19 protein-coding genes are annotated in these 20,882 nt (G+C 41.4%); 9 read left to right on the top strand and 10 right to left on the bottom strand.

Annotated features, from left to right (window positions below):
• The first annotated feature begins 233 nt into the window (after nt 1-233).
• Both BM008_RS03985 and BM008_RS03980 read left to right on the top strand, forming a co-directional pair.
• Nucleotides 234-2,603 carry a PAS domain-containing sensor histidine kinase gene (locus BM008_RS03985; RefSeq protein WP_091933465.1) on the top strand — a complete coding sequence of 790 codons (2,370 nt, stop codon included), beginning with the start codon at nt 234-236 and terminating at the stop codon, nt 2,601-2,603.
• A gap of 69 nt (nt 2,604-2,672) precedes the next feature.
• The gene (locus BM008_RS03980) at nt 2,673-4,124 is read left to right on the top strand and encodes a hypothetical protein (RefSeq protein ID WP_091933462.1); all 1,452 of its coding nucleotides are present in this window, start codon (nt 2,673-2,675) and stop codon (nt 4,122-4,124) included.
• A gap of 53 nt (nt 4,125-4,177) precedes the next feature.
• Here BM008_RS03980 and BM008_RS03975 read toward each other — a convergent pair whose 3' ends face one another.
• From BM008_RS03975 to BM008_RS03960, 4 genes are all read right to left on the bottom strand, one after another.
• On the bottom strand, nt 4,178-5,350 hold the full coding sequence (locus BM008_RS03975) for a type III PLP-dependent enzyme (protein ID WP_091933460.1): 1,173 nt from the start codon (nt 5,348-5,350) through the stop codon (nt 4,178-4,180).
• 345 nt (nt 5,351-5,695) lie between these two features.
• A complete protein-coding gene (locus BM008_RS03970) occupies nt 5,696-8,020 on the bottom strand; it encodes a PAS domain-containing protein (RefSeq protein ID WP_177187954.1) in 2,325 nt (774 codons plus the stop codon).
• A 79-nt stretch (nt 8,021-8,099) separates the two neighbouring features.
• Nucleotides 8,100-8,810: a DUF2189 domain-containing protein gene (locus BM008_RS03965; RefSeq protein ID WP_091933454.1), complete on the bottom strand. Its 711-nt coding sequence runs from the start codon at nt 8,808-8,810 to the stop codon at nt 8,100-8,102.
• Between the two features lie 51 nt (nt 8,811-8,861).
• Entirely contained in the window at nt 8,862-9,209 is a 348-nt protein-coding gene (locus tag BM008_RS03960) for an ion channel (RefSeq protein WP_091933451.1), read from the bottom strand.
• 152 nt (nt 9,210-9,361) lie between these two features.
• Here BM008_RS03960 and BM008_RS03955 point away from each other — a divergent pair, with 152 nt between their 5' ends.
• The 6 genes from BM008_RS03955 to BM008_RS03930 all read left to right on the top strand — a co-directional run bounded on the left by BM008_RS03955 (nt 9,362) and on the right by BM008_RS03930 (nt 14,672).
• Nucleotides 9,362-9,715 carry a hypothetical protein gene (locus tag BM008_RS03955; RefSeq protein WP_091933449.1) on the top strand — a complete coding sequence of 118 codons (354 nt, stop codon included), beginning with the start codon at nt 9,362-9,364 and terminating at the stop codon, nt 9,713-9,715.
• A gap of 187 nt (nt 9,716-9,902) precedes the next feature.
• The gene (locus tag BM008_RS03950; RefSeq protein ID WP_091933446.1) at nt 9,903-10,382 is read left to right on the top strand and encodes an ATP-dependent zinc protease family protein; all 480 of its coding nucleotides are present in this window, start codon (nt 9,903-9,905) and stop codon (nt 10,380-10,382) included.
• The gene (rimK, locus tag BM008_RS03945) at nt 10,382-11,287 is read left to right on the top strand and encodes a 30S ribosomal protein S6--L-glutamate ligase (protein WP_091933444.1); all 906 of its coding nucleotides are present in this window, start codon (nt 10,382-10,384) and stop codon (nt 11,285-11,287) included. The genes BM008_RS03950 and rimK overlap by 1 nt, the downstream gene beginning before the upstream one ends.
• Before the next feature lie 3 nt (nt 11,288-11,290).
• The gene (locus BM008_RS03940; protein ID WP_091933441.1) at nt 11,291-12,337 is read left to right on the top strand and encodes a succinylglutamate desuccinylase/aspartoacylase family protein; all 1,047 of its coding nucleotides are present in this window, start codon (nt 11,291-11,293) and stop codon (nt 12,335-12,337) included.
• An 85-nt stretch (nt 12,338-12,422) separates the two neighbouring features.
• Complete coding sequence (locus BM008_RS03935; RefSeq protein ID WP_091933438.1) at nt 12,423-13,862, top strand: ribulose-bisphosphate carboxylase; 1,440 nt, start codon at nt 12,423-12,425, stop codon at nt 13,860-13,862.
• Between the two features lie 39 nt (nt 13,863-13,901).
• Nucleotides 13,902-14,672 carry a CPBP family glutamic-type intramembrane protease gene (locus BM008_RS03930; protein WP_091933435.1) on the top strand — a complete coding sequence of 257 codons (771 nt, stop codon included), beginning with the start codon at nt 13,902-13,904 and terminating at the stop codon, nt 14,670-14,672.
• Nucleotides 14,673-15,219: 547 nt separating this feature from the next.
• Here the strand turns inward: BM008_RS03930 and BM008_RS03925 are convergent.
• Nucleotides 15,220-15,645: an FKBP-type peptidyl-prolyl cis-trans isomerase gene (locus BM008_RS03925; RefSeq protein ID WP_091933433.1), complete on the bottom strand. Its 426-nt coding sequence runs from the start codon at nt 15,643-15,645 to the stop codon at nt 15,220-15,222.
• Nucleotides 15,646-15,713: 68 nt separating this feature from the next.
• On the bottom strand, nt 15,714-16,520 hold the full coding sequence (locus BM008_RS03920; protein ID WP_091933430.1) for an HD domain-containing protein: 807 nt from the start codon (nt 16,518-16,520) through the stop codon (nt 15,714-15,716).
• Nucleotides 16,521-16,701: 181 nt separating this feature from the next.
• Here BM008_RS03920 and BM008_RS03915 point away from each other — a divergent pair, with 181 nt between their 5' ends.
• Nucleotides 16,702-17,169 carry a metal-binding protein gene (locus tag BM008_RS03915; RefSeq protein ID WP_091933428.1) on the top strand — a complete coding sequence of 156 codons (468 nt, stop codon included), beginning with the start codon at nt 16,702-16,704 and terminating at the stop codon, nt 17,167-17,169.
• A 43-nt stretch (nt 17,170-17,212) separates the two neighbouring features.
• Here BM008_RS03915 and BM008_RS03910 read toward each other — a convergent pair whose 3' ends face one another.
• The 4 genes from BM008_RS03910 to BM008_RS03895 are packed head-to-tail and all read right to left on the bottom strand — an operon-like array spanning nt 17,213 to nt 20,879.
• Nucleotides 17,213-17,851: a CDGSH iron-sulfur domain-containing protein gene (locus BM008_RS03910; RefSeq protein WP_091933425.1), complete on the bottom strand. Its 639-nt coding sequence runs from the start codon at nt 17,849-17,851 to the stop codon at nt 17,213-17,215.
• A gap of 49 nt (nt 17,852-17,900) precedes the next feature.
• On the bottom strand, nt 17,901-18,278 hold the full coding sequence (locus BM008_RS03905) for a DUF6713 family protein (RefSeq protein ID WP_143072269.1): 378 nt from the start codon (nt 18,276-18,278) through the stop codon (nt 17,901-17,903).
• Nucleotides 18,279-18,285: 7 nt separating this feature from the next.
• The gene (locus BM008_RS03900; RefSeq protein WP_091933420.1) at nt 18,286-20,442 is read right to left on the bottom strand and encodes a PEP/pyruvate-binding domain-containing protein; all 2,157 of its coding nucleotides are present in this window, start codon (nt 20,440-20,442) and stop codon (nt 18,286-18,288) included.
• A complete protein-coding gene (locus tag BM008_RS03895) occupies nt 20,439-20,879 on the bottom strand; it encodes a pyridoxamine 5'-phosphate oxidase family protein (RefSeq protein ID WP_091933418.1) in 441 nt (146 codons plus the stop codon). Before BM008_RS03895 ends, BM008_RS03900 begins: the two co-directional genes overlap by 4 nt.
• Nucleotides 20,880-20,882: the final 3 nt, after the last annotated feature.

The following is a 20,882-nucleotide window of genomic DNA, read 5'->3' as shown; positions in this document are numbered from 1 at the left end:
GAATTGCTTATATAGTACAAGTTGAGGTTCTCGAACATCCTCCATTCACCATTTTTATGCTGATCGACATTACTGATCGCAGCAGCTCTATTCCTTATATTAGGGCATGAAACTGGACAGAACTTACTACCAGCGGAGTATTGGATAATTATAATTATAAAGAGTGCATAAATATCATGTACTGCTACCTATATTTTTTATAAAACACAAATATATTCCAGGCTGCGCTTTATATGTCAAATGATGATAGATTCAGGGATATGGTTTTTAGCCTTCCAGTTGGCATACTCAGTTGCAATAAAGAAGGCAATATAACATTTGTGAACAAGTTCCTGCTTGAAATGCTGGGTTCACCCTCCAAAGAAAAGACAAAGACCATAAACCTGTTCACATTTGAACCGATCAAAAAGGCAGGTCTTCCTGATGCTCTTGAGGAATGTATGAGAACAGGCATGGAGGTCACAGTAGAAACACCATACAAAACGATATGGGGTAAAAATCTCTACCTGAAGATAAGCTCAAGACCTGACAGGAGCGAAAATGGAGAGATCATCGGTTGTGTTGTCATCTTTGAAGACATATCAAAAAGGAAGAAAGCAGAGAAAACCCTTTTTAAAAGGAGCGAGATCGAACACTTTATAGGTGAGATATCAGCTACTTTTATAAGAATGCCAACAGGAGAGATAGATAAAGGCATATCTGATTCTCTGGGACCTCTTGGAAGGATAACAAATTCCAACATCATATGTATCTTTCAGGGCTATCAGCCAGATGAGATGACCTGCACTCATGAGTGGAACAGTAATATAGATAGTAAACCCGGGGTTTCTGTTCTGAAAGATATCGTTCTCAGGAACACAGAATGGTTCAATGAAAAAAGTGAGACCTCATCTCTTATTAACGTCAAGGACCTGCCGGTCACTGATCATGAAGGAACGGAACTGGACATACTGACAGATAGTGGCACAAGGTCCCTTATGCTAATCCCAATGTTCGGTCCCGGATACAAAATGGGTTTCATCTGTCTGAATTCGTTATTCGTTGTTGAAGAATTTGACACTGAACTTATCAAGTTGCTCAACATTATCGCCGAGATCTTCATTAGTGGTATCGAACGCCAAAAGACCGAACAACTAATGACGCGGAATGAAGAGAAATATCGCAGGATCTTCGAGGAGATACATGATATCTATTACGAAAGCGATTTTGAGGGAGTGATCCTGACAATAAGTCCTTCTGTCCTGCAACACATGGGATATCATGAAACAGAGCTAGTTGGAAGACCCACCAGTGTCCTGTACAAAGATCCCAAAGACAGGCATGCTTTCCTTCAGACGATCCTGAAAAATGGTTCTGTGACCCACTACGAGCTTACATTGCTTAAAAAAGACCGGAGCATAGCCCATGTATCGGTCAATGCCCATCTTGTCTATGACAATGAAGGCAATCCTTCAATGATCGCGGGAATTATAAGGGATATAACAGAGAGCAAGAGAGTACACAAAGAGATAAAAGAGCACAGACAATTGTTGTCAAGCACTTTTAGCTCGATCCCTGACCTTCTTTCCGTAATTGACAGGGATCATCGTGTGGTGCTGAGCAATTGGGAAGGTCATGAGCATCTGAAAGGGAAAGAAGAAATGCTTAACAGACCATGCTATGAAGTGTTCATGGATCGTGACACTCCATGTGAACAATGTATACCATTCACTGTTTTCAGTTCGGGAGAGACCATTACCTACCAAAAGCACATTGAAATTGACAATACGGCCCGCGAGGTTCGAATCATACCTATATTCGATAGTGAAGGGAACGTATCAAGGATAATTGAGCATATAAGGGATATAACCGAGCAAAAAAGAACGGAAGAAGAGATAATCGAAGCCAGGATCATAGCCGAGACTGCCAACAGGATAAAAAGTGAGTTCATTGCAAATATGAGCCATGAACTGCGTACTCCTCTTAATTCTATCATCGGTTTCTCAGATATCCTTATAGACGGGACCTTCGGGGATCTTAACGACAAACAATTGAGCTATCTTTCCAACGTATCCAATAGCGGTAAACACCTTCTGATGCTCATCAACGATATTCTAGATATCTCGAAGATCGAAGCAGGAGAGATGCAATTTAACGTTGATACCTTTGTGTTCCTTGATGTGGTAAGGGAAGTTGTAAGTGTAATGGGACCACAGGCATTGAGAAAAGCTATCAAGCTTCGTAATAATGTCACAAATGGTTTTGAGATGACGGCCGATCGGGCCAAGATCAAACAGATCCTCTATAATCTGATAAGTAATGCCATTAAATTCACACCCGATGGTGGTTCTGTAGACCTGGATGCTGTTATAGATGGAAATATGATAATGATCTCAGTAAGTGATACAGGGATCGGCATCTCCACAGATGATCTTGACAAACTGTTCCATCCTTTCAGGCAGATCGATTCGTTCTACAATCGCCAGTACGAAGGAACCGGCCTTGGACTTGCACTGGTGAGTAAATTCGTTGAGATGCACAACGGAACCATCACGGTTGGAAGTGATCCCGGCAAAGGCAGTTGCTTTACCATAACAATTCCTCTAATATTTTCAACTGCTTGAACTGAAAGAAAGTTTATCATTGATATGGACAGATAATCACTTCTGACAAATAATATTCAGAGAGATAACATGAATTTACTGAAAAAACATCATGTCCTCTTCATCACAGCCATTATAGTCTTTAGCCTTATTGTCTCATCAGGGTGCATAACTGATCAGCCTACGACCTATAATGGGGATAACAATATTGATGCGATCAGTGGTGATGAGAACGACGCTGTTCTTGAAGAACTTTCCCCGGATAATATGTCACTTATTGATAATATGGACCTCTATAGTTCCACATATACTGCTTCCATTAAAAGAACAGGCATCCTTGAACTTGAGAACAATTATTCATTGAAAGTACTTACCATCAATAAAGATGAAGGTAAGATCCGGGTATCGCTCAGGAAGGATGGGAACGAATATGCTTCCGGTAGCATGCTAGTAGGTTCTACCTATAATGTGAAAGACACCAATGATCTGAATGTTATCTATTCTGTCCATGTTAACAGCATTCTGGACAATAGCTTTTTTGTGGAACTCACTTACACCGTCAGGCCGGAAATAACCCTTGAGGTTGATACCTATGAAGGGAAAGTAATAGAGAGCGATCTCAAAATAAATGAGGATACTATCGTACGGACCTATAGATGGTATTATGAGAACACGGAATTTGTTGTGGAGTATGAATACAATATAGAGGCATATGATTCATATTCGGAAAGGAGCCGTAACAGGGAGTTCACTCATTTTGTAAATGACCCTTATGACGATGAACTTATATCTCAGATAAGCTCCCAGCTTGGTGAACTTGCTGAGGAGAAAGGCTATAGCAGGAATGATATCCCCTATATTGCCATGACATTCGTTCAGTCACTCCCGTATGTAAGTGATAGTGCTTCAGCAGGTTACGATGAATATCCACGTTTCCCTTTCGAGACATTATACCATGGCGGAGGGGATTGTGAGGATTCTTCGATCCTTTTGGCATCCCTGCTCTATGATATGGGTTATGGTGTGGCACTTATAGAATTACCAGGACATATGGCAGTAGGTGTAAAGGGCAATTCTGCTCTTGAAGGTAGCTACTACGAATATTCAGGCATTCGATACTATTATCTTGAGACCACGAACTCGGGATGGGATGTTGGTGTCATTCCTGATGAATATGCGGACTTTGAGGGTACAGTAGTGCCGATCTCAGAAGGACACCCGGAACTTAGTATAGGATTCAGTGGCACTGGAAAAAGTATCGGACAGGTTACCTACGTTGACCTTGACATAGAGGTCGAGAATGTTGGTTCTATATCTGCTAAGGATCTTGTGATATATGCCACCCTTGAAACAAGCGCTGATGGCATGGTATGGGATGACCTGGAAACAGACACGGGTCTTGATCTTGCTGTTGATGAAAAGGTGACATATTCCGTGTCAGACCTCCATGTCCCTGCAGGACAGATATATCGTGTGGGCATATGGGCATGGGGCGACAATGCCGGGGCTTCATATGTTTACAGTGACTGGTCCACTGCCTGATCAGAATATAGAAAGAACGTGAATAAAATAGGAAAAGGTAATACCTTTTCCGATCAGACCACGTATGCTTTCAATGGTGGGAAACCATTGAACGACACGGAACTATAGCTCTGTGTATATGCACCGGTGGTAAAGATATAGAGGCGTTCTCCTTCGTTGAGGGTATCAGGGAAAACGTATTTGTGATCTTCATAGAGAATATCCATGCTGTCACATGTAGGACCTGCTAGTATGACCTCTTCTTCATAACCTTTGCATTCGGTGTAAATGGGATATTTTATGCATTCATCAAGGGTCTCAATGAGCCCGCCGAATTTACCGATATCAAGGTATACCCACTTATACTGATTGAGCTTTGCTTTCTTTGAGATCATTATAACCTCGGTCACGATCATACCGGCATCTGCGGTAAGTGAACGTCCCGGCTCTATTATTATTTCAGGATGATCTTCCCCGAAGTCTTCCCATATGAAACGGAGGATCTCATGAGCATATGTTTCAAGTTCATTTGCAGGTGAGATATATTTGGCAGGAAAACCTCCGCCAAGATTTATCATTTGGAGTTTTATACCGTGTAAAGCAACAGCTTCAAAAAGGTACTTACATTTTGAAATGGCATTGTCCCATTGTCCGATATCACGTTGTTGTGAACCTACATGGAATGAAAGTCCGTATGGTTCCAATCCCAGTTCATGTGCCAGAATTATCAGTTCATAGATAACATCAGGATGTGATCCGAACTTACGTGAAAGAGGCCAATCAGCTCCGTCACTTTCAGTTAGCAGACGGAAGAATACACGTGAACCTGGGGCATTATTGGCAATTTTCCGCAGATCGCTTTCTGAATCTGTGGCAAACATCCTTATACCTTTCTGATATGCATAGGCAACATCTTTTTCCTTTTTGATAGTATTGCCATAGCTGATCCGTTCCGGTTCCACGCCCAGCCTTAAAAGCTGGTCTATCTCGTAAATAGTTGCTGCATCAAAATTCGATCCCTTGTTCTTGAGAGACAGAATTACCTCATCAAGTGGATTTGCCTTCATTGCATAGTATATCTTAACAAAAGGCATGTTCTCTACAAGTTCATCGTACCTTTTTTCGACTTTGTCCAGATCTATAATAAGAAAGGGAGTCTCTTTGTCCCTGGAAAATTCTTTGATCTTTTTAAAGTCGTCCTCAGAGATGAGATCATCTAGAGGGAATTCATATTGCTCTTTTCTCATATCTACTCCTTTTATGTTGGAAAACAAGTACTATAAGGAGCTAGTAAGTTGTAAAAAAAGACTATACTAGTTTATTCTAATAAATACTTGATATTATTTGGATAATAGCATATTAGATATATAAAACTAATTCTTAGAAGATATTAGATGCCTATATACATCCTAATCTATTTATTCAAGTTTAAAATGATTTGAAATGCTTATCAGTGCTTGAATAACTATTGAATCTATTAATAGAGGATTTAGAGGTATATAAATAAATATAAATGGTAAATATCACTTAAAAATAGTATAAAGAATAAATAGGTCTATAGATAAAAATAAGTACTCTATATAGGTGTTCTATTATCTTTCAGTACAGTCTGTTAAAACAGGTATCGTGAAAAAGAAGGCACTTCCTTTTCCAGGTTCACTTTTTACCCAGATATTTCCACCGTGCATTTTCACGAATTTTTTGATTATGGTCAGACCAAGGCCTGTACCACTATATCTGCGTGTTGTTGAACCATCGCTCTGATAAAATGGCTCAAATATCTTATTAATATCATCTTTTGGGATGCCGATCCCTGTGTCACTAACAGACAACTGGATGAAACCAGTATCCTTCTGAATAGCGCGGATAGTTATCCTGCCGCCATCCGGAGTGAACTTCAATGCATTGTCCAGCAGATTGTAAAGGATCTCTTTGATCTTTTCATTGTCAGCCACGACCATTCTTTGGGGCAGATCAATATCCATATCAATGCTTATGTTCTTCCTGGAAGAGAGTATGGAGATCATTGAATGCACATCATTTATAGCATCGACAATGTCAAACTTCACACACTCCAGATCCATCTCACCAAATTCTATCTGAGAAAGATCAAGTATATTGTTTATAAGGTTCAAAAGGAGGTTACCACTCTTGTTTATGGTTGTAACATATCTTTTTTGTTTTTCATTGAGCTCACCCATAGTTCCTTCTATGAGCAGATCGGAAAAACCAATGATAGAACTAAGAGGAGTACGGAGTTCATGACTTGTATTGGCCAGGAACTCACTTTTACTGCGATTGGCAATATCAGATGCCATTTTAGCTTTAATGATCGCTTCTTCAGCTTCCTTCCTTTCTGTGATATCGCGGAAGAACACCAGAACACTATCTGCTCCACCATAGTTGATAGGAACCACTGCTACCTCTGCAACAAATGAGCTTCCATCAAGACGAATGAATGTTTCTTCTACGAGGTGAACATCCTGTTTATCTCCTTTCAGACCATGGATAAGTTCTTTCACAGTATCCTGTGACCTGGTATCGAAATGGTCAATAACGTTCTTACCCAATAGCTGTGCAGGAGAAGCAGCTCCAAGAAGCTTCAATGTTTTGGGATTAAGATAAGCGAATCGCCAGTCCGTCTGAACAAAGATAGCTTCCGGCGCACTTTCAACAAGAAGACGGAAGCGTGCTTCACTTTCAGCTATTGCTTCTCTGGCAGCACGTTCTTCAGTCTGGTCACGGAAGACGAGTACCACCCCAATGACCTCATCATCCTCATTGATTATAGGAGAAGCACTATCTGCGACAGGTATTTCCATACCGTTCCTTGAGATCAACAGTATGTGGTTTGCCAGTCCGACCACTTCTCCAACTCTTAGTACTTCACGGATCGGGATATCTACCGGTTCCCTGGTATTCTCATTGATGATGACCAGAATATCCTCCAGTTGTTTTCCACTTGCTTCCTTTTCTCCCCATCCGGTGAGCTCTTCAGCGATCAGGTTCATTTGCTTCAGGTTTCCATGAATATCCGTGGTAATGACCGCATCCCCTATGCTATAAAGAGTGGTCCTGAAAAGTCTTTCACTTTCCCTCAGTTCTTCTTCTATTGTTTTCTGTCTTGTAACATCAGTAATGAAACCTTCCAGGGCTATCACGTTGCCTTTGTCATCAAAGATACCCTTACCCTGTTCCCAGACCCATTTCACTTCTCCCGAAGCAGTGAGGATCCGGTATTCAGCCTGAAATGTCTCTTTTCTTGAAAGTACCTCAGCCCATTTATTCCATATTTTATCCCTGTATCCGGGTTCTATTATATCGTTGAAGGAGATCAGCCGGTTCCCTAAAAGGTCTTCAGTCTGGTAGCCCGTAAGCTCGTAGCAACCTTCTGAGACAAAACGCATGGTCCAGTCCCTGTCATAATCACAACGGTATGCCATTCCATGAAGATTAGAGAGCAGGACGGTTTTGCTCCTTTCACTTTCCTGAAGTTTCTGTTCAAGTTCTTTACGATCGGTTATATCTCTGAGAAAACAGAGCAGACCAGGTGTCCCATAGTCAATATATGTTGCACTCACTTCAAGATCGATCAGACTGCCATCTTTTTTAAAATGATGGGTCTCAAAAAGGGCTTTACCAAGTTTTTTGGTCCGGTCTATCTGATATATGACCTGTGATCTGTTCATATCTGCTTCTATATCCCATATAGGGCTACTGATCACTTCATTATAGGAGTAACCTGTCATACTGCAATATCTGGTGTTCACATCGAGGATATTGCCATATTCATCAATGTACCAGAAACCATCTACTGTCAGCTCCACAATTGTCTTGTAGCGTTGTGCAAGTCCGACATCGTCTTCGTCCGTGTCGGATGAACTGTCCATCCTTATCCTGCCTGTTTCGTTCTCCATTCCCATTTTTTTATGGTATCGGGTATGTATTAAGGTTTGTGATTTATATGAAAGTATTACAGGGCATATCTATACTTTTTTACAACTCAGTTCCCATCAGTTCAAAAGTGGTATTCACAAGTATCTGCTGACTGAGAGGGGTTGTCAGGATGATCCCTCCAAAATAAAGAAGTAAGCTGAACCATTGTGGCCAGTGAAAAAATAGACCAATGTAATAAGGTAGTGAACCTGCCAGAGCGATAAGTGCAATGACAGTGCATATTATCGTACTGGCAATTAAGTGTCCCTTTACCATTTTGATGCTTTCTGATATTGCATTGGTTATCGAATACTCTTTTATTACAAAAAGGGGGAGCACATAGACGATAAGGATAGCCGGTATGGCAACTATGCAGGCCAGGACAAGCGAAACTATGATCAGGATGGAAATAACCATTGTTTCAGAAAATACCGGACCCGCCAATGAACCAAAAATTATCATGAGGATCCCTGCAAAGATATAAAGCACCATCCATGCGATCATTAGCAGGATAACCACAGCTATCATGAAAATGAAGTATATCCAGCTCCTCAGGAAGTTACCGGAACGGAAACCATCGAATACATCAGTGGTCCTTACTTTTTCCTGTCGTGCTCCTTTTATGAGCATTGAGATAAATCCATAGAGCAAGGGCGGAGCGGTTATGATCAGCATTGATGCAAATGTGAGAATAAGAGCTGCAAGTCCGTAAGGTATGATATTGCCAATGACAATACTGAAAGAATCCCTGAACAGCCTTTTGTATTCCATATATCCAACCTTTTCTTTGAATATTTACAAGACCTGAGCTCATATTAAGCATTATGTATCTTTGTTGCCGGTCCGGGTGAATTCGTCAAGGAACGCATTCACGATCTCGTATAGAACAACGATAACAGGTATTATAAAGAGAGTATATCCAAGTGTCTGAAGCAGTATAGCAATGGTCCTGCCTGAACCTGTCTGCGGTGTTATGTCCCCATATCCTACTGTTATTAACGTTGTAAATGCCCAGTAGACGGCTAATACAATAGTGGAGAAGCCATTATTCTTCCCTTCTATATAGTACATCATGAACCCTGAAAATACCATGATGACCAGTATTATGATCAGAAAAATGCCAATTTTACAGCAACTTCTTCGTAGGATCCGTTCAAGGATAATGTTCATAGTTATATTAATTTATTTCATCATATTATAACTTTTTGAAATCTGTCAGATGGTCTTCAAAAATGAAAAGGTCATAATATGGAAAAGTATGAATGTTACGATGGTCTAAAATATATCAAGTTGAGAGAATCCTATTATGTGAGAGGTCAGATATGAACATCTATCTGCTGTTATCCGGTATCTTGCTCATATGCCTGTGTATCCTTCATATTGTATTTGGGGAAAGGAACTATTTCCAGAAAAAAGAACAGCGCAGCATAGCAGGTTATGTTCCATATCATCAGATGTCTGTTGTTTTATTATTGCAGGGACTTGGATCGGCATATTCTGCCTTTTACTTCAATTACATCCTTCCGGTTTTTATTCTTATGATGGTGACCTGTGGTCTGGTAGTATTTGTGGCCATCTGCATCAAAGAAACAGAAACAGAAACTATCAAAGCATCAGCACCTCAGTTCATTCTTTTTGGAATTGTCATTATTCTACTGATACTGGGCATCTATTAGGGTCAATAGTTCATCCTTGACCTTATATAGGAGAAACAGATACTCAGGATGCCTGAATACTTCTTTAGGTCTTGATCTGATCAGTAAAATACTCTTATACTAACACAGATAATATATACTGAAGAAATCTTTAAGATCATGGAATAAACTACGATAAAAACAACATCTTACATTTTAACAGGTTCTTATGTGCAAAAATAATGGTCAATTAATTCTTGGATGGCGTGAATGGGTTGCATTACCTGATCTGGGTTTACATGCTATTAAGGCGAAAGTGGACACAGGGGCCAGAACATCTGCATTACATGCTTTTAATGTAGAGGTATACGAAGAGAACGGAATTGAGATGGTCAGATTCTTTGTTCATCCGATCCAGAAGGACCAGGAGCATTATATCGAATGCACAGCGCCTGTTATAGACAGAAGACAGGTAACCGATTCTGGAGGACATCGGGAATTACGTTATGTTATAGAAACGAACGTTATTATCGGAGATCTGCATTATCCGATCGAAATAACCCTTACTGACAGAGATACTATGCGTTTCAGGATGTTATTAGGTCGCAGTGCTATGAAAAATAAGATCATTGTTGATTCCGGCGCGTCCTTTATATGTGGTCAGCCGGACTTAGGCGAAGTATATACTTTCAAAACTGAGGTCGATTAATGAAAATTGCCTTATTGTCAAGAAATCCAAATCTATATTCATCCCGTCGTTTAATTGAAGCAGCAGAAGCAAAAGGACACGAAGTACAGGTAATAGATGTATTGAGAGCTTATATGAACATAACCTCTCACAAGCCTTCTATTCACTACAAAGGAGAAGAACTTGATAACTTTGATGTTGTCATTCCCCGTATAGGTGCATCTGTAACATTCTATGGTGCTGCAATTCTTCGACAATTCGAAATGATGGGAGTATTCCCTTTGAATGAATCAGTTGCTATCACACGCTCCAGAGACAAATTACGTTCTCTGCAGCTGCTATCCCGTGAGGGTATTGGTCTGCCTGTAACCGGATATGCAAGTAAGCCAGATGACATAAAGGACATGATCAAAATGGTAGGTGGTGCACCCCTTGTCATTAAATTGCTTGAAGGTACACAGGGAATTGGTGTAGTACTGGCCGAAACACAGAAAGCTGCTGAGAGTGTGATCGAAGGTTTCATGGGTGTAAAAGCCAATATTCTGGTGCAGGAATATATCAGTGAAGCAAATGGTGCAGATATCCGTTGTTTTGTGATCGGCGGTAAAGTTGTAGCATCCATAAAAAGACAGGCTGCAAAAGGAGAGTTCAGATCGAACATACACAGGGGGGGTACTGCCGAGGTCATCAGGATAACACCTGAGGAAAGGTCCACCGTAGTACGTGCAGCAAAGATCATGGGGCTCAATGTAGCAGGTGTCGATATCTTACGCTCCAATCATGGACCTGTGGTAATGGAAGTAAATTCAAGCCCTGGACTCGAGGGTATTGAGAAAGCCACCGGTAAGGATATTGCAGGTATGATCATCGAGTATTGTGAGAAATCCAGCAAGCCCGGTAAAACCGCAACCCGTGGAAAAGGTTGATCCATGCAGCGCTCCATTACGATCGCAGGTATAGAGATCGAACCCGGGACCAGGAGATCGATCGAACTACCTATCCCGAGTTTCTATACACATACATCAGCTTCAATGCCAGTACATGTTGTGAACGGACGCAAACCCGGACCTTGCCTGCTTGTATGTGCTGCGATCCATGGGGATGAGATAAATGGCGTGGAGATCATCCGCCGTATCCTTAAGCATAGAACGATCAATAATCTGAAAGGTACGATAATTGCAATCCCAATTGTAAATGTATTTGGTTTCGTTTCCCAATCCCGTTATTTGCCTGACAGACGTGATCTCAATCGTTCATTTCCGGGATCAAAAGAAGGATCAATGGCATCACGCCTGGCCAATATCCTGATGACAGAAATAGTGGCTCAATGTACTCATGTCATTGACCTTCATACAGGAGCAATTGCCAGGGAGAATCTTCCACAGATCCGCGCCTTCCTTAATGATCAGCCTGAAACAGAAGCAATTGCACGTGCTTTTGGTGTTCCTGTAATAATCAATTCTAATGTCCGTGACGGTTCATTACGTGAAGCTGCCTGCAAACACAATATTCCGGTAATTTTGTATGAAGCTGGCGAAGCACTTCGATTCAATGAGGTTGCTATCCGGGCTGGAGTAAGGGGTATTCTCGGGGTCATGTCCTATCTGGGTATGAGACCAAAGAGCAAGAAGATAAAAGAACACAAAACCCTGATATCCGGGTCCACACAATGGATACGGGCTCCTGAAAGTGGTATATTACGTTTGATCGTACCCTTAGGTTCACTTGTTCAAAAAGGCGACATTTTAGCTTACATAAATGACCCGTTGGGTGATATCGAAACAAAGGTTATCAGCTCAGCATCTGGTATTGTCATTGGTAAAACGAACCTTCCCCTTACACATGAAGGCGAAGCTGTATTCCATATTGCAAAATATTCAGAGGCAGAAGAGGTATCACAGCATATAGATACCGATTATGATGAACTTGATCCATTTAACGATGATATAATAAGTGGTGAAGTACCTGTTGTTTAGAGGTCCTGTAAATTTCTATTATATGGCTTCTATTTAAATAGCAGTGTCCAAAAACTAAAATAGATTGCTGACCCTTTCCTTTTATATGAGTTCTATTCACGAAGATCTGGTCAAGTCGCTTAATTCTAAACAGGAAGCATATGTAAATATGGAGTTGCCGGACCCGACCAACGGGGAATACCTGCTCGGTGTGTTCCACATTGTACCGGGAGGGAAGTTCAATGTACTCCAGGCTGCTGCAGAAGTAGCTGCTGAATCGTCCACGGGTACGAACTTCAAGGTCAATACCGAGACACCTTTCTCAAGGACAATGAATGCACTGGTATACCAGCTGGACCTTGAAAGGGAACTCGTGTGGATCGCATATCCATGGAGACTCTTTGACAGGGGAGGGAATGTCCAGAACATCCTGACCTATATCGTGGGTAATATCCTTGGAATGAAGGAAGTTGCAGCCCTGAAACTCCTGGATGTCTGGTTCCCGCCATCCATGCTTGAGCAATATGACGGACCAAGTTTTACAGTGGATGACATGAGAGCATATCTCAATGTATATGACAGACCTATCCTTGGTACCATCGTTAAACCTAAGATGGGACTCACATCTGCTGAATACGCTGAGGTCTGCTATGACTTCTGGGTAGGTGGCGGAGATTTCGTGAAGAACGATGAGCCACAGGCAAATCAGGATTTCTGTCCATATGACAAGATGGTATTGCACGTTAAGGAAGCCATGGATAAGGCTGTTAAGGAAACAGGTCAGAAGAAGGTGCACTCGTTCAATGTATCAGCCGCTGATTTCGATACCATGATCGAAAGATGTGAGATGATAGTCAATGCCGGTTTCGAACCCGGAAGTTATGCATTCCTGATCGATGGGATAACCGCTGGATGGATGGCTGTACAGACACTCAGACGCAGATATCCGAATGTTTTTATCCACTTCCACAGGGCAGCTCACGGAGCTTTCACAAGACCTGAGAACCCACTGGGATTCTCGGTACTGGTACTCTCCAAGTTCGCAAGACTTGCAGGTGCTTCAGGTATCCACACAGGTACCGCAGGTGTTGGTAAGATGAAGGGAACACCAAAAGAGGATGTTGTTGCAGCTCACGAGATCCAGTATATGAGCGCAGAAGGTCATTTCTTCAGACAGAGCTGGTCAAAGATACCTGAGACAGATAAGGATGCTATTGCCATTGTGAACGAGGATATAGCACACCATGTTGTACTTGAGGATGACAGCTGGAGAGGCATGAAGAAGTGCTGTCCTATCGTATCAGGCGGTCTGAATCCAGTGAGACTTAAACCTTTCATCGATGTGATGGGTAATGTTGATTTCATAACCACCATGGGTTCTGGGGTGCATGCTCATCCTGAAGGAACACAGGCAGGTGCAAAGGCACTTGTTCAGGCATGTGAGGCCTACCTCAAGGGTGTGGAGATCGAAGAATATGCAAAGGACCATGAGGAACTTGCACAGGCCATAGATTTCTTCACAAAGGCAGCAAAGGATGCAATGTGATCATCACATTGCACATCGACTTTTTAAACAGGTGGAAAAATGAGGATAAGGGAACTTGTGGACTGGAACATCTACTGGTTCCTCTTCATGCTCGCAGAGTTCGCTTTGCTTGCAACTATCCCATATTCCATAACCATGTCAGAGGACTTCCTTTATGACCTGGGTGTTTCTTTACCCAATCTACTGGCCACCCAATTCATCCGTTCCACGGTCATTTTGATGATCTCTGTTTTTTTGGGTCTGTATCTTGGAAAAAAAGTAGGCTTTGGAACCCCTATTCTCAATTCCTTATCAGAGAAAAGGGAATTACCCTCTGAAACCGGATCGATCGTGAAGTTGTCGATCTTCATAGGCCTGGTCCTGACAGTAGTTATATTTGTTCTTGACTATTTTGTATTTTCAATGTTCGCTGAACCTCTTATAGTCACTCTGACAACACCTCCTTTATGGGAACGTTTCCTTTACTCTCTATACGCAGGTATTGTAGAAGAGGTGGTGCTGAGATTCATGCTTGTCACACTGCTTGTGTGGATATCGTGGAAGATAAAAAAGACAGCAGACGGTCAGCCAACAAGAACCGGCATATTGATCTCAATATTGATCATAAGCCTTATATATGCAATTGGATATTTCCTCTTTAATTCATCTGCAACCATCGATCAGATATCTGCTTTACGTTTTGTGGTCATCAATGGTGTAGCAGGTATTGTGTTTGGGTGCTTATACTGGAAAAAAGGACTTGAGGCTTCGCTCATAGCAAATCTGACCGCGAGCTTTATGCTGTTCGTCGTTCTAGGATCGTTCTTCTGATCGCTCTACATGCCTGATAGTTGTGAGATATCCAGAGAAAAGATGATAATTCTGTTATATGAAAAGTAGAGGGGAAATTAAAGAAATTGACAATAACCCTGTTCCTTGAAGGAACATATTTCCCCTGTCGCTCATACTCCATCTTATATTTAGATAATTGTGATGACTAAAGCCTGAACGCAACAAACCTTGTGTGTGTTGTGTGGGAGTAATTTGGAGTAGGTTTGTTAACGTTCCAGTTTTTATGCGTTTTTAGCTTCAGTTATTTTCAATCAAGGTCAGATCGTACCACCGATCATTGGTCGTGTAGTCAGCCTGTATCTCCAGACTGTGTGACTACAAGCACTAGTATATTTTTCAAGTATATAAATATATGTATTCTTTAGTATATAATGAGAATGATGATAATGATATTCTCGTTTTAGACAGTTGTCGCAAAACAAATACAGCCACTCAATAATCGATGGCATAAGAGATCAAAGTTAAAAAAGGGTTGAAAGATCAGGGACATATCTGTCCTTTGAACTTAACAACCTGTATCACATATCTATGCTTCGATGACCTTGATATTGAAGGTCAATGCTTTACCTGCAAGAGGATGGTTCAGATCAAATGTGACCTCATCTTCCGTAAGGTCAACTATCTTTGCAGGAAGTGGTTGTCCATGTGGTGTCTGTACCAGGAATGTCTTACCGACCTCTATTTCCATATCGGATTGAATGAGATCCCTTGATACAGTATCAACCAGTGAGATCTTGCGTTCACCATATGCTTCTTCTGGTGAAAAAGTGACTGTTTTCTCATCGCCAACTTCCATCCCCATCACAGCATTATCGAAACCTTTTATGATCTTGCCTGAACCAACTGTGAATTCCAGAGGTTCTCCATGAGCTGCAGATGAATCAAAAACCGAGCCATCTTCAAGTGTGCCAGTGTATTCTACCTTTACTGTATCGCCGTCTTTTATTGCCATATTATCAACCTGATGTCTTTAGATATGTAAAAATGAACTGTTGTTCTGGTACGACCGAGTAGCCTACTTTACTTAGGTGTTTTGGTACTACATTCGTTATTTTCCAGAACAGAGGCCATATATTCATTCAAATGAGCATGCAGGGACAATATCTCATCATTCTCAGGTAATGTGGCTATCAGATCATCGATATATTTCCGTTCCCTGAGCAGCTTCATGGTTTCAACGAAATTAATATCGAATACCCATGCAAGACGTGTTAGGTTCATGTCATTACATGTTCTGACATGCTTCACACTCGCAACCTTATTGTCTAGTATCTCCTGTACGATCTCAGGAGAATATTCTTCTGTGTCAGGAAAGCCCAGATAAAGAGCAGGATTTGTTGTGTTAGAATTCACCTGGTCGACCAGAACCTTATAGATATCCAGTTTATCTGCATCCCTTATGAGCTTTGCATGAAAGAGAGTTCTCTCATCAAGGTTGCCGGTTATCATGAACCTGTTATGTTCTGCGATCGCAAGCAGAATGGTTCTTCTATCCTCTCTGGAAATATTCGATAGCACACCTTCTCTTTTAAGCACCTTTACACCAAGTGTTGCATGGTTCTCTGATTCTGTATCCCTGAATGTCCTATATTTACTGAACTGCTCAAAGCGGCCAATATCATGAAAAAGAGCGATCGTCATGGCAAGAGAATAGTTTGTTTCATCAACCTTTTCAGAAAGAGCAATAAGCGAAGCATTCTCACAGACCCTGATACTGTGTTCCTCTTTGAGAATGATGTTCTGTTGAACTAAAGGGTCATCTGAATAGAACGATCTTACATACTCATCGAACCAATTCCTAAAAACCAGATGATCTTCTTTTTTCATTATCGGATAATAATATCCTGCTGATTATTAGGTTTTGTGCAATGTTCCTGATGATCATGAATTATATCCAGATCAGACCATTTAAGACCACAATACAAAAATATATCTGCACTCATTTATCGAACTTACATAAAAAAGAGTAAGAAGACTCTATTATTCAAATTCAGGGGATGAATGAATAATGCCAGAAGTAAAAACACATGACAGAATAAATACTGCCGTACTCTTAGCACTAATGTCGGGTCTTTACTACATTATGTGGAAAGAGATAGCTCCAGTTGCAGAATATCTGGACATTTACATGTTGCTGGTATTTGCACTAGCATACCTTTTCGCAACATTCTATCTAAGTCCGGATCTCGATATAAACAGTAAACCGTACAAAAGATGGGGCATCCTTAAATTCCTGTGGTGGCCCTACAAGGTCATATTCAAACACAGGGGATTCTCACATAATCCTATCATTGGACCTTTAACAATTGTACTGAACCTGGCGATCATAGTTGCTGCATTGCTCCTGCTTGGAGGAATAGACCTGCACAGCATTCCATCCAGTTTCATCGTAGCGGTCACAGCAGGAATGGTCCTGTCAATGGAAGTCCACATCATATCTGACAATGTGGTCTCAAAGATGAAGAGAATATTTTAAGGTTCGATAAGCATAAGACAAAAAACAAAGCGACAGGAAATTTTTAGTTGATCCTGTCCTTGAACTCTTTTTCTATATGAGTACCATCACAGAATGGCTTATTCTTTGAAGAACCACATCTGCAAAGCGAATAATGGTCCATGGTCTCTGGTTCTGATCCATCCGGGTCTTCCAGTTCTATCCCACCAACAACATGATAGGGACCATTCTTAACAAGGAACATCTCCGGTTCATGAGGATAATCCTTGTGTAGTTCATCATTGATCGTATAGCTCAATGCTCCTGATGGACATGTCCTGATGACCTTTGCGATCTCTTCAGGTGTTGCTCCCTCGGTATCTACCCAGGGAACCTGACCTTTTCTGAACACTTCTGGTAATTTCAGTATACAATGACCTATATGAGAGCAAACTCCCTTGTTATGATGGACGGTTATATTTTTACCTACATAAGAGTCCACTTTATCAGGAACACGTCCCTCTTCCTTTTCACCTGAAAAACCACTACTTGTGTGTGTACCATCACAGAATGGTTTATTATTTGAATCCCCACATCTGCATAATGCCATTACAGGCACTGTCTCAATGAATACGCTCTTTGAGTTTCGAAGTGTCTTAAGGTCCTTAACAATGAACGGTCCGTCCTTAACGACTTTAATTGAAGGTTTTTTGTCTTTGTCCATGATATTCTCTGAAGGACTTCGTTCACATCCGATTTGTAGTTTTTGTCCCTTAGATGTTGAAAAGCTGTTTTACAGTGAGGACTAGCTGTATAATGGAGACCACCAGAGTTGCCGAAAGGATGAACATTGACATCGGGGTTTTGAATTCTTCCCTTCCTTTTTTAATGAAATACATGTGAGCCGTGAATGCAAATAACCCTGAAAAACTGAGGATAAGTGAGAATATCAGACCTGTGTATGACTGTTGGAATACAAGGACCAGTCCATAAAGAACAAAGAAGAGTACAGGTATGTGTATCAGCAGAAATCCAGTGATCCCACCGGGGAGTTTGAAAATATTCCATTCTTCCCAATAGGCAGAATCTATCTCATGGTCGATAAGCAGAACAGAGTTGATAAGATATAGCCAGAATAGAGTGTTCGACACCAAAATATCACTTCCTCTTTATTGTGACGATCCCCAGATAACCATCCACTGTGACCTCATCACCATTCATTATCACCATGGTCGCATCGGGTATACCTGTCACACATGGAATGCCATATTCTCTTGCAATGATAGCACCATGAATCAGCATCCCACCCCTACGTTCTACAATTCCGCTTACGATGGGTACGATGAAGGTCATGTTCGGATCGATCGCATCACAGACTAGTATCTCACCTGATCTTACGTTGAAGAGCTCCTTGTTATCGTCGATCACATGTGCAATACCGGTGACAAGTCCTTTTCCTGCCGGTTGACCCTGTATCTGCCTTTTGAAAAGCTTACTGTCTGAACCAGTCTTCTTGTTCTCATCCATCTTACTGATCACAGGAACATATGTTTCGTTGTTAAGCGCTTTCAGTATCTCCTGTAATTCAATATCGTTTGATATTTCAGGACCTTCTATTCTGTCTGCAAGCCTTCGCTTTGCCTCGTCCAGTGACAAAAGATACTGATGCTCTATTCTGCCAAGATAGATATTATCGTCATCACGCAGGCGATAACTTATACGTCCAATATCCAGTAGTTCTTCAGCAAATGCCCGGTCCTTTTCAGGGAACGAAGAAAAGAACTTTTCTTCCACATCACTATGACCGCTTTCTACCGGGATCTTCTTTTCAGGTCTTGAAGCCATTTCCGTTATGAGCTTTAACAACTCATCTCTGTTCCCTATGGAACCAGAATGACCGAAATCTTCCAGAAAAGTATCGATCTCTTTTTCAAAAGAGTCATCAATGGAACCAGCCATTATTTTATCAAAACGAGATGGATCGGTCCTTAAAATATCTGCCATCTGGCCAAGTCTTTTGTTCCTTTTAATGCTCAGCAATCCTGAACCGGAAAGAAGCCCCATGAACTCATATGGGTCAGATGGTCTTACCATATCATTATAGACCTGACCGAAAAGTCGCATTCCGTGGGCAAAAGGAATGAACTCATCAGTATATCGTTTATCCCAGTTATCATAAAGTTCTTTTCGCCGTATTATTTCCCCGGCAAGCTCTTCATTGTTCATTGATCCTGTATCAACAGAACCAAGGATCCTGGCATCCTCTATCATCTCCGGGATAAGTTCGTTCTCTATCTTCAGGCGAAGCTGTTTCAGGTTATTCATGTTCCTTCTGAGAGAAAGATACCAGAGCTTTTCTTCATCATCTGCAGTTGTTATTGGTCTTGACTGCAGGATATATAGCTCATTATCCTTTTTTGTCCACTCGATGTCCTGTGGATGTCCGAATGAGCTTTCCAGTTCCATTGCTATACTATGTAGCCTGTGAATCTCGGTCTCATCTAAAGGGACAGTACGAGATAGTTCATCAGAGGAACTTTCAAGGGATGTTCCTGAATCCCTGAGATGCACGATCCTATTGCGACCAGATGGACTGGAATATTGATCGATCGATGCTGTTCTCCTGTCGATCGACCACCTGTCAGGTTCTATATCTCCATCCACAAGTCCTTTATTAAGACCATGTATGGCCTCGATGACCAATTGTTCTTTGTTCTCAGGACTGCTGCTGAAGATTATCCCTGAAACATCACCTGCAATGAGTTCCTGGACAAGGACAGCCATTTTACTATGCTTTATGTCAAGTCCTAGTTCTTTCCTGTAGAGGATAGCTGCATCGGACCACAGGGAAGCCCACACGAGCCTTATATGTTCCAGTATTGCCTCAGTTCCTCTAATGTTGACATAGGATTCATGAAGCCCTGCAAAGGATGTCTGGGATGAGTCCTCTCCGGGCGCTGATGATCTGACAACCACCGGTGTATCAGTGAAGCGTTCAGCAATATATTTCCGGATATCACTGGCAAGTGAATTGGGGATCGGCGTGTTGAGGAACATGTTCCTGATCCTAAGAGAGGTATCCCACATCTCTTCCCAGCGCATATCACTAATGTCTTTTCTGGAAAGCTCCAGTATGATCCTTCCTTTAAGAGAACTTGAGTTCAGATACCTTTCATAGGCATTTGTAGTGATACAGATGTATGAGGGAACATTAAAACCGATATGGAATATGGAATGAAGTGAGAATGCCTTTGAACCTATGAGATCACGATGTTCTTCCTGTATGTTCTCCATTGGAATGACGAGTTCCTTCATCTCATATCTATCTCCACAACATTCTGGAACCGGCTGGCGATGATATACCTGTGTACCTCCATTCTCATCATGGCTGATGATGGTGATTCCAGGAAATCAGTAAGATAAGGATGTTTTCTAAGATATATTTCCCTGAATTCCTTCGTTTTTTCAACCTCTGTTACCGTACCGGTAGCATTCACTGCTATTGCATCCTTAAGATCAGACTCCCTGTTAGACCTGTTATCTATCATTATGGATGCCTTGCCGGAATCCCGAAGATAGGTATATTTCTTTGTGGCAACAGGAGTTACAAAAAAGATGTATCTGAGGTCATCGCTGCTTGCAAATCCCACCAGATTGGTATACGGTTCATCATCATGAAAGGTAGCAAGAACTGCAAAATTCTGCTTTTTCATAAGGTTCCTGAGAACTTTCATTGTCCGGTCATCAGGCATCTA

This window comes from Methanolobus profundi, from assembly GCF_900114835.1.
GTDB classification, from domain to species: domain Archaea; phylum Halobacteriota; class Methanosarcinia; order Methanosarcinales; family Methanosarcinaceae; genus Methanolobus; species Methanolobus profundi.
Note: the sequence above shows the minus strand (reverse complement) of the source record. Positions and strands in the feature narration are given on the sequence as shown.

Excerpts from the sequence above, each read along its gene's own strand:
- BM008_RS03920 (WP_091933430.1), bottom strand. The coding sequence starts at position 16,520 with ATGAAAAAAGAAGATCATCTGGTTTTTAGGAATTGGTTCGATGAGTAT.
- BM008_RS03900 (WP_091933420.1), bottom strand. The coding sequence starts at position 20,442 with ATGAAGGAACTCGTCATTCCAATGGAGAACATACAGGAAGAACATCGT.
- BM008_RS03960 (WP_091933451.1), bottom strand. The coding sequence starts at position 9,209 with ATGAACATTATCCTTGAACGGATCCTACGAAGAAGTTGCTGTAAAATT.
- BM008_RS03955 (WP_091933449.1), top strand. The coding sequence starts at position 9,362 with ATGAACATCTATCTGCTGTTATCCGGTATCTTGCTCATATGCCTGTGT.
- BM008_RS03965 (WP_091933454.1), bottom strand. The coding sequence starts at position 8,810 with ATGGAATACAAAAGGCTGTTCAGGGATTCTTTCAGTATTGTCATTGGC.
- BM008_RS03930 (WP_091933435.1), top strand. The coding sequence starts at position 13,902 with ATGAGGATAAGGGAACTTGTGGACTGGAACATCTACTGGTTCCTCTTC.
- rimK (WP_091933444.1), top strand. The coding sequence starts at position 10,382 with ATGAAAATTGCCTTATTGTCAAGAAATCCAAATCTATATTCATCCCGT.
- BM008_RS03915 (WP_091933428.1), top strand. The coding sequence starts at position 16,702 with ATGCCAGAAGTAAAAACACATGACAGAATAAATACTGCCGTACTCTTA.
- BM008_RS03910 (WP_091933425.1), bottom strand. The coding sequence starts at position 17,851 with ATGGACAAAGACAAAAAACCTTCAATTAAAGTCGTTAAGGACGGACCG.
- BM008_RS03970 (WP_177187954.1), bottom strand. The coding sequence starts at position 8,020 with ATGGAGAACGAAACAGGCAGGATAAGGATGGACAGTTCATCCGACACG.
- BM008_RS03950 (WP_091933446.1), top strand. The coding sequence starts at position 9,903 with ATGTGCAAAAATAATGGTCAATTAATTCTTGGATGGCGTGAATGGGTT.
- BM008_RS03975 (WP_091933460.1), bottom strand. The coding sequence starts at position 5,350 with ATGAGAAAAGAGCAATATGAATTCCCTCTAGATGATCTCATCTCTGAG.
- BM008_RS03940 (WP_091933441.1), top strand. The coding sequence starts at position 11,291 with ATGCAGCGCTCCATTACGATCGCAGGTATAGAGATCGAACCCGGGACC.
- BM008_RS03925 (WP_091933433.1), bottom strand. The coding sequence starts at position 15,645 with ATGGCAATAAAAGACGGCGATACAGTAAAGGTAGAATACACTGGCACA.
- BM008_RS03935 (WP_091933438.1), top strand. The coding sequence starts at position 12,423 with ATGAGTTCTATTCACGAAGATCTGGTCAAGTCGCTTAATTCTAAACAG.
- BM008_RS03980 (WP_091933462.1), top strand. The coding sequence starts at position 2,673 with ATGAATTTACTGAAAAAACATCATGTCCTCTTCATCACAGCCATTATA.
- BM008_RS03985 (WP_091933465.1), top strand. The coding sequence starts at position 234 with ATGTCAAATGATGATAGATTCAGGGATATGGTTTTTAGCCTTCCAGTT.
- BM008_RS03895 (WP_091933418.1), bottom strand. The coding sequence starts at position 20,879 with ATGCCTGATGACCGGACAATGAAAGTTCTCAGGAACCTTATGAAAAAG.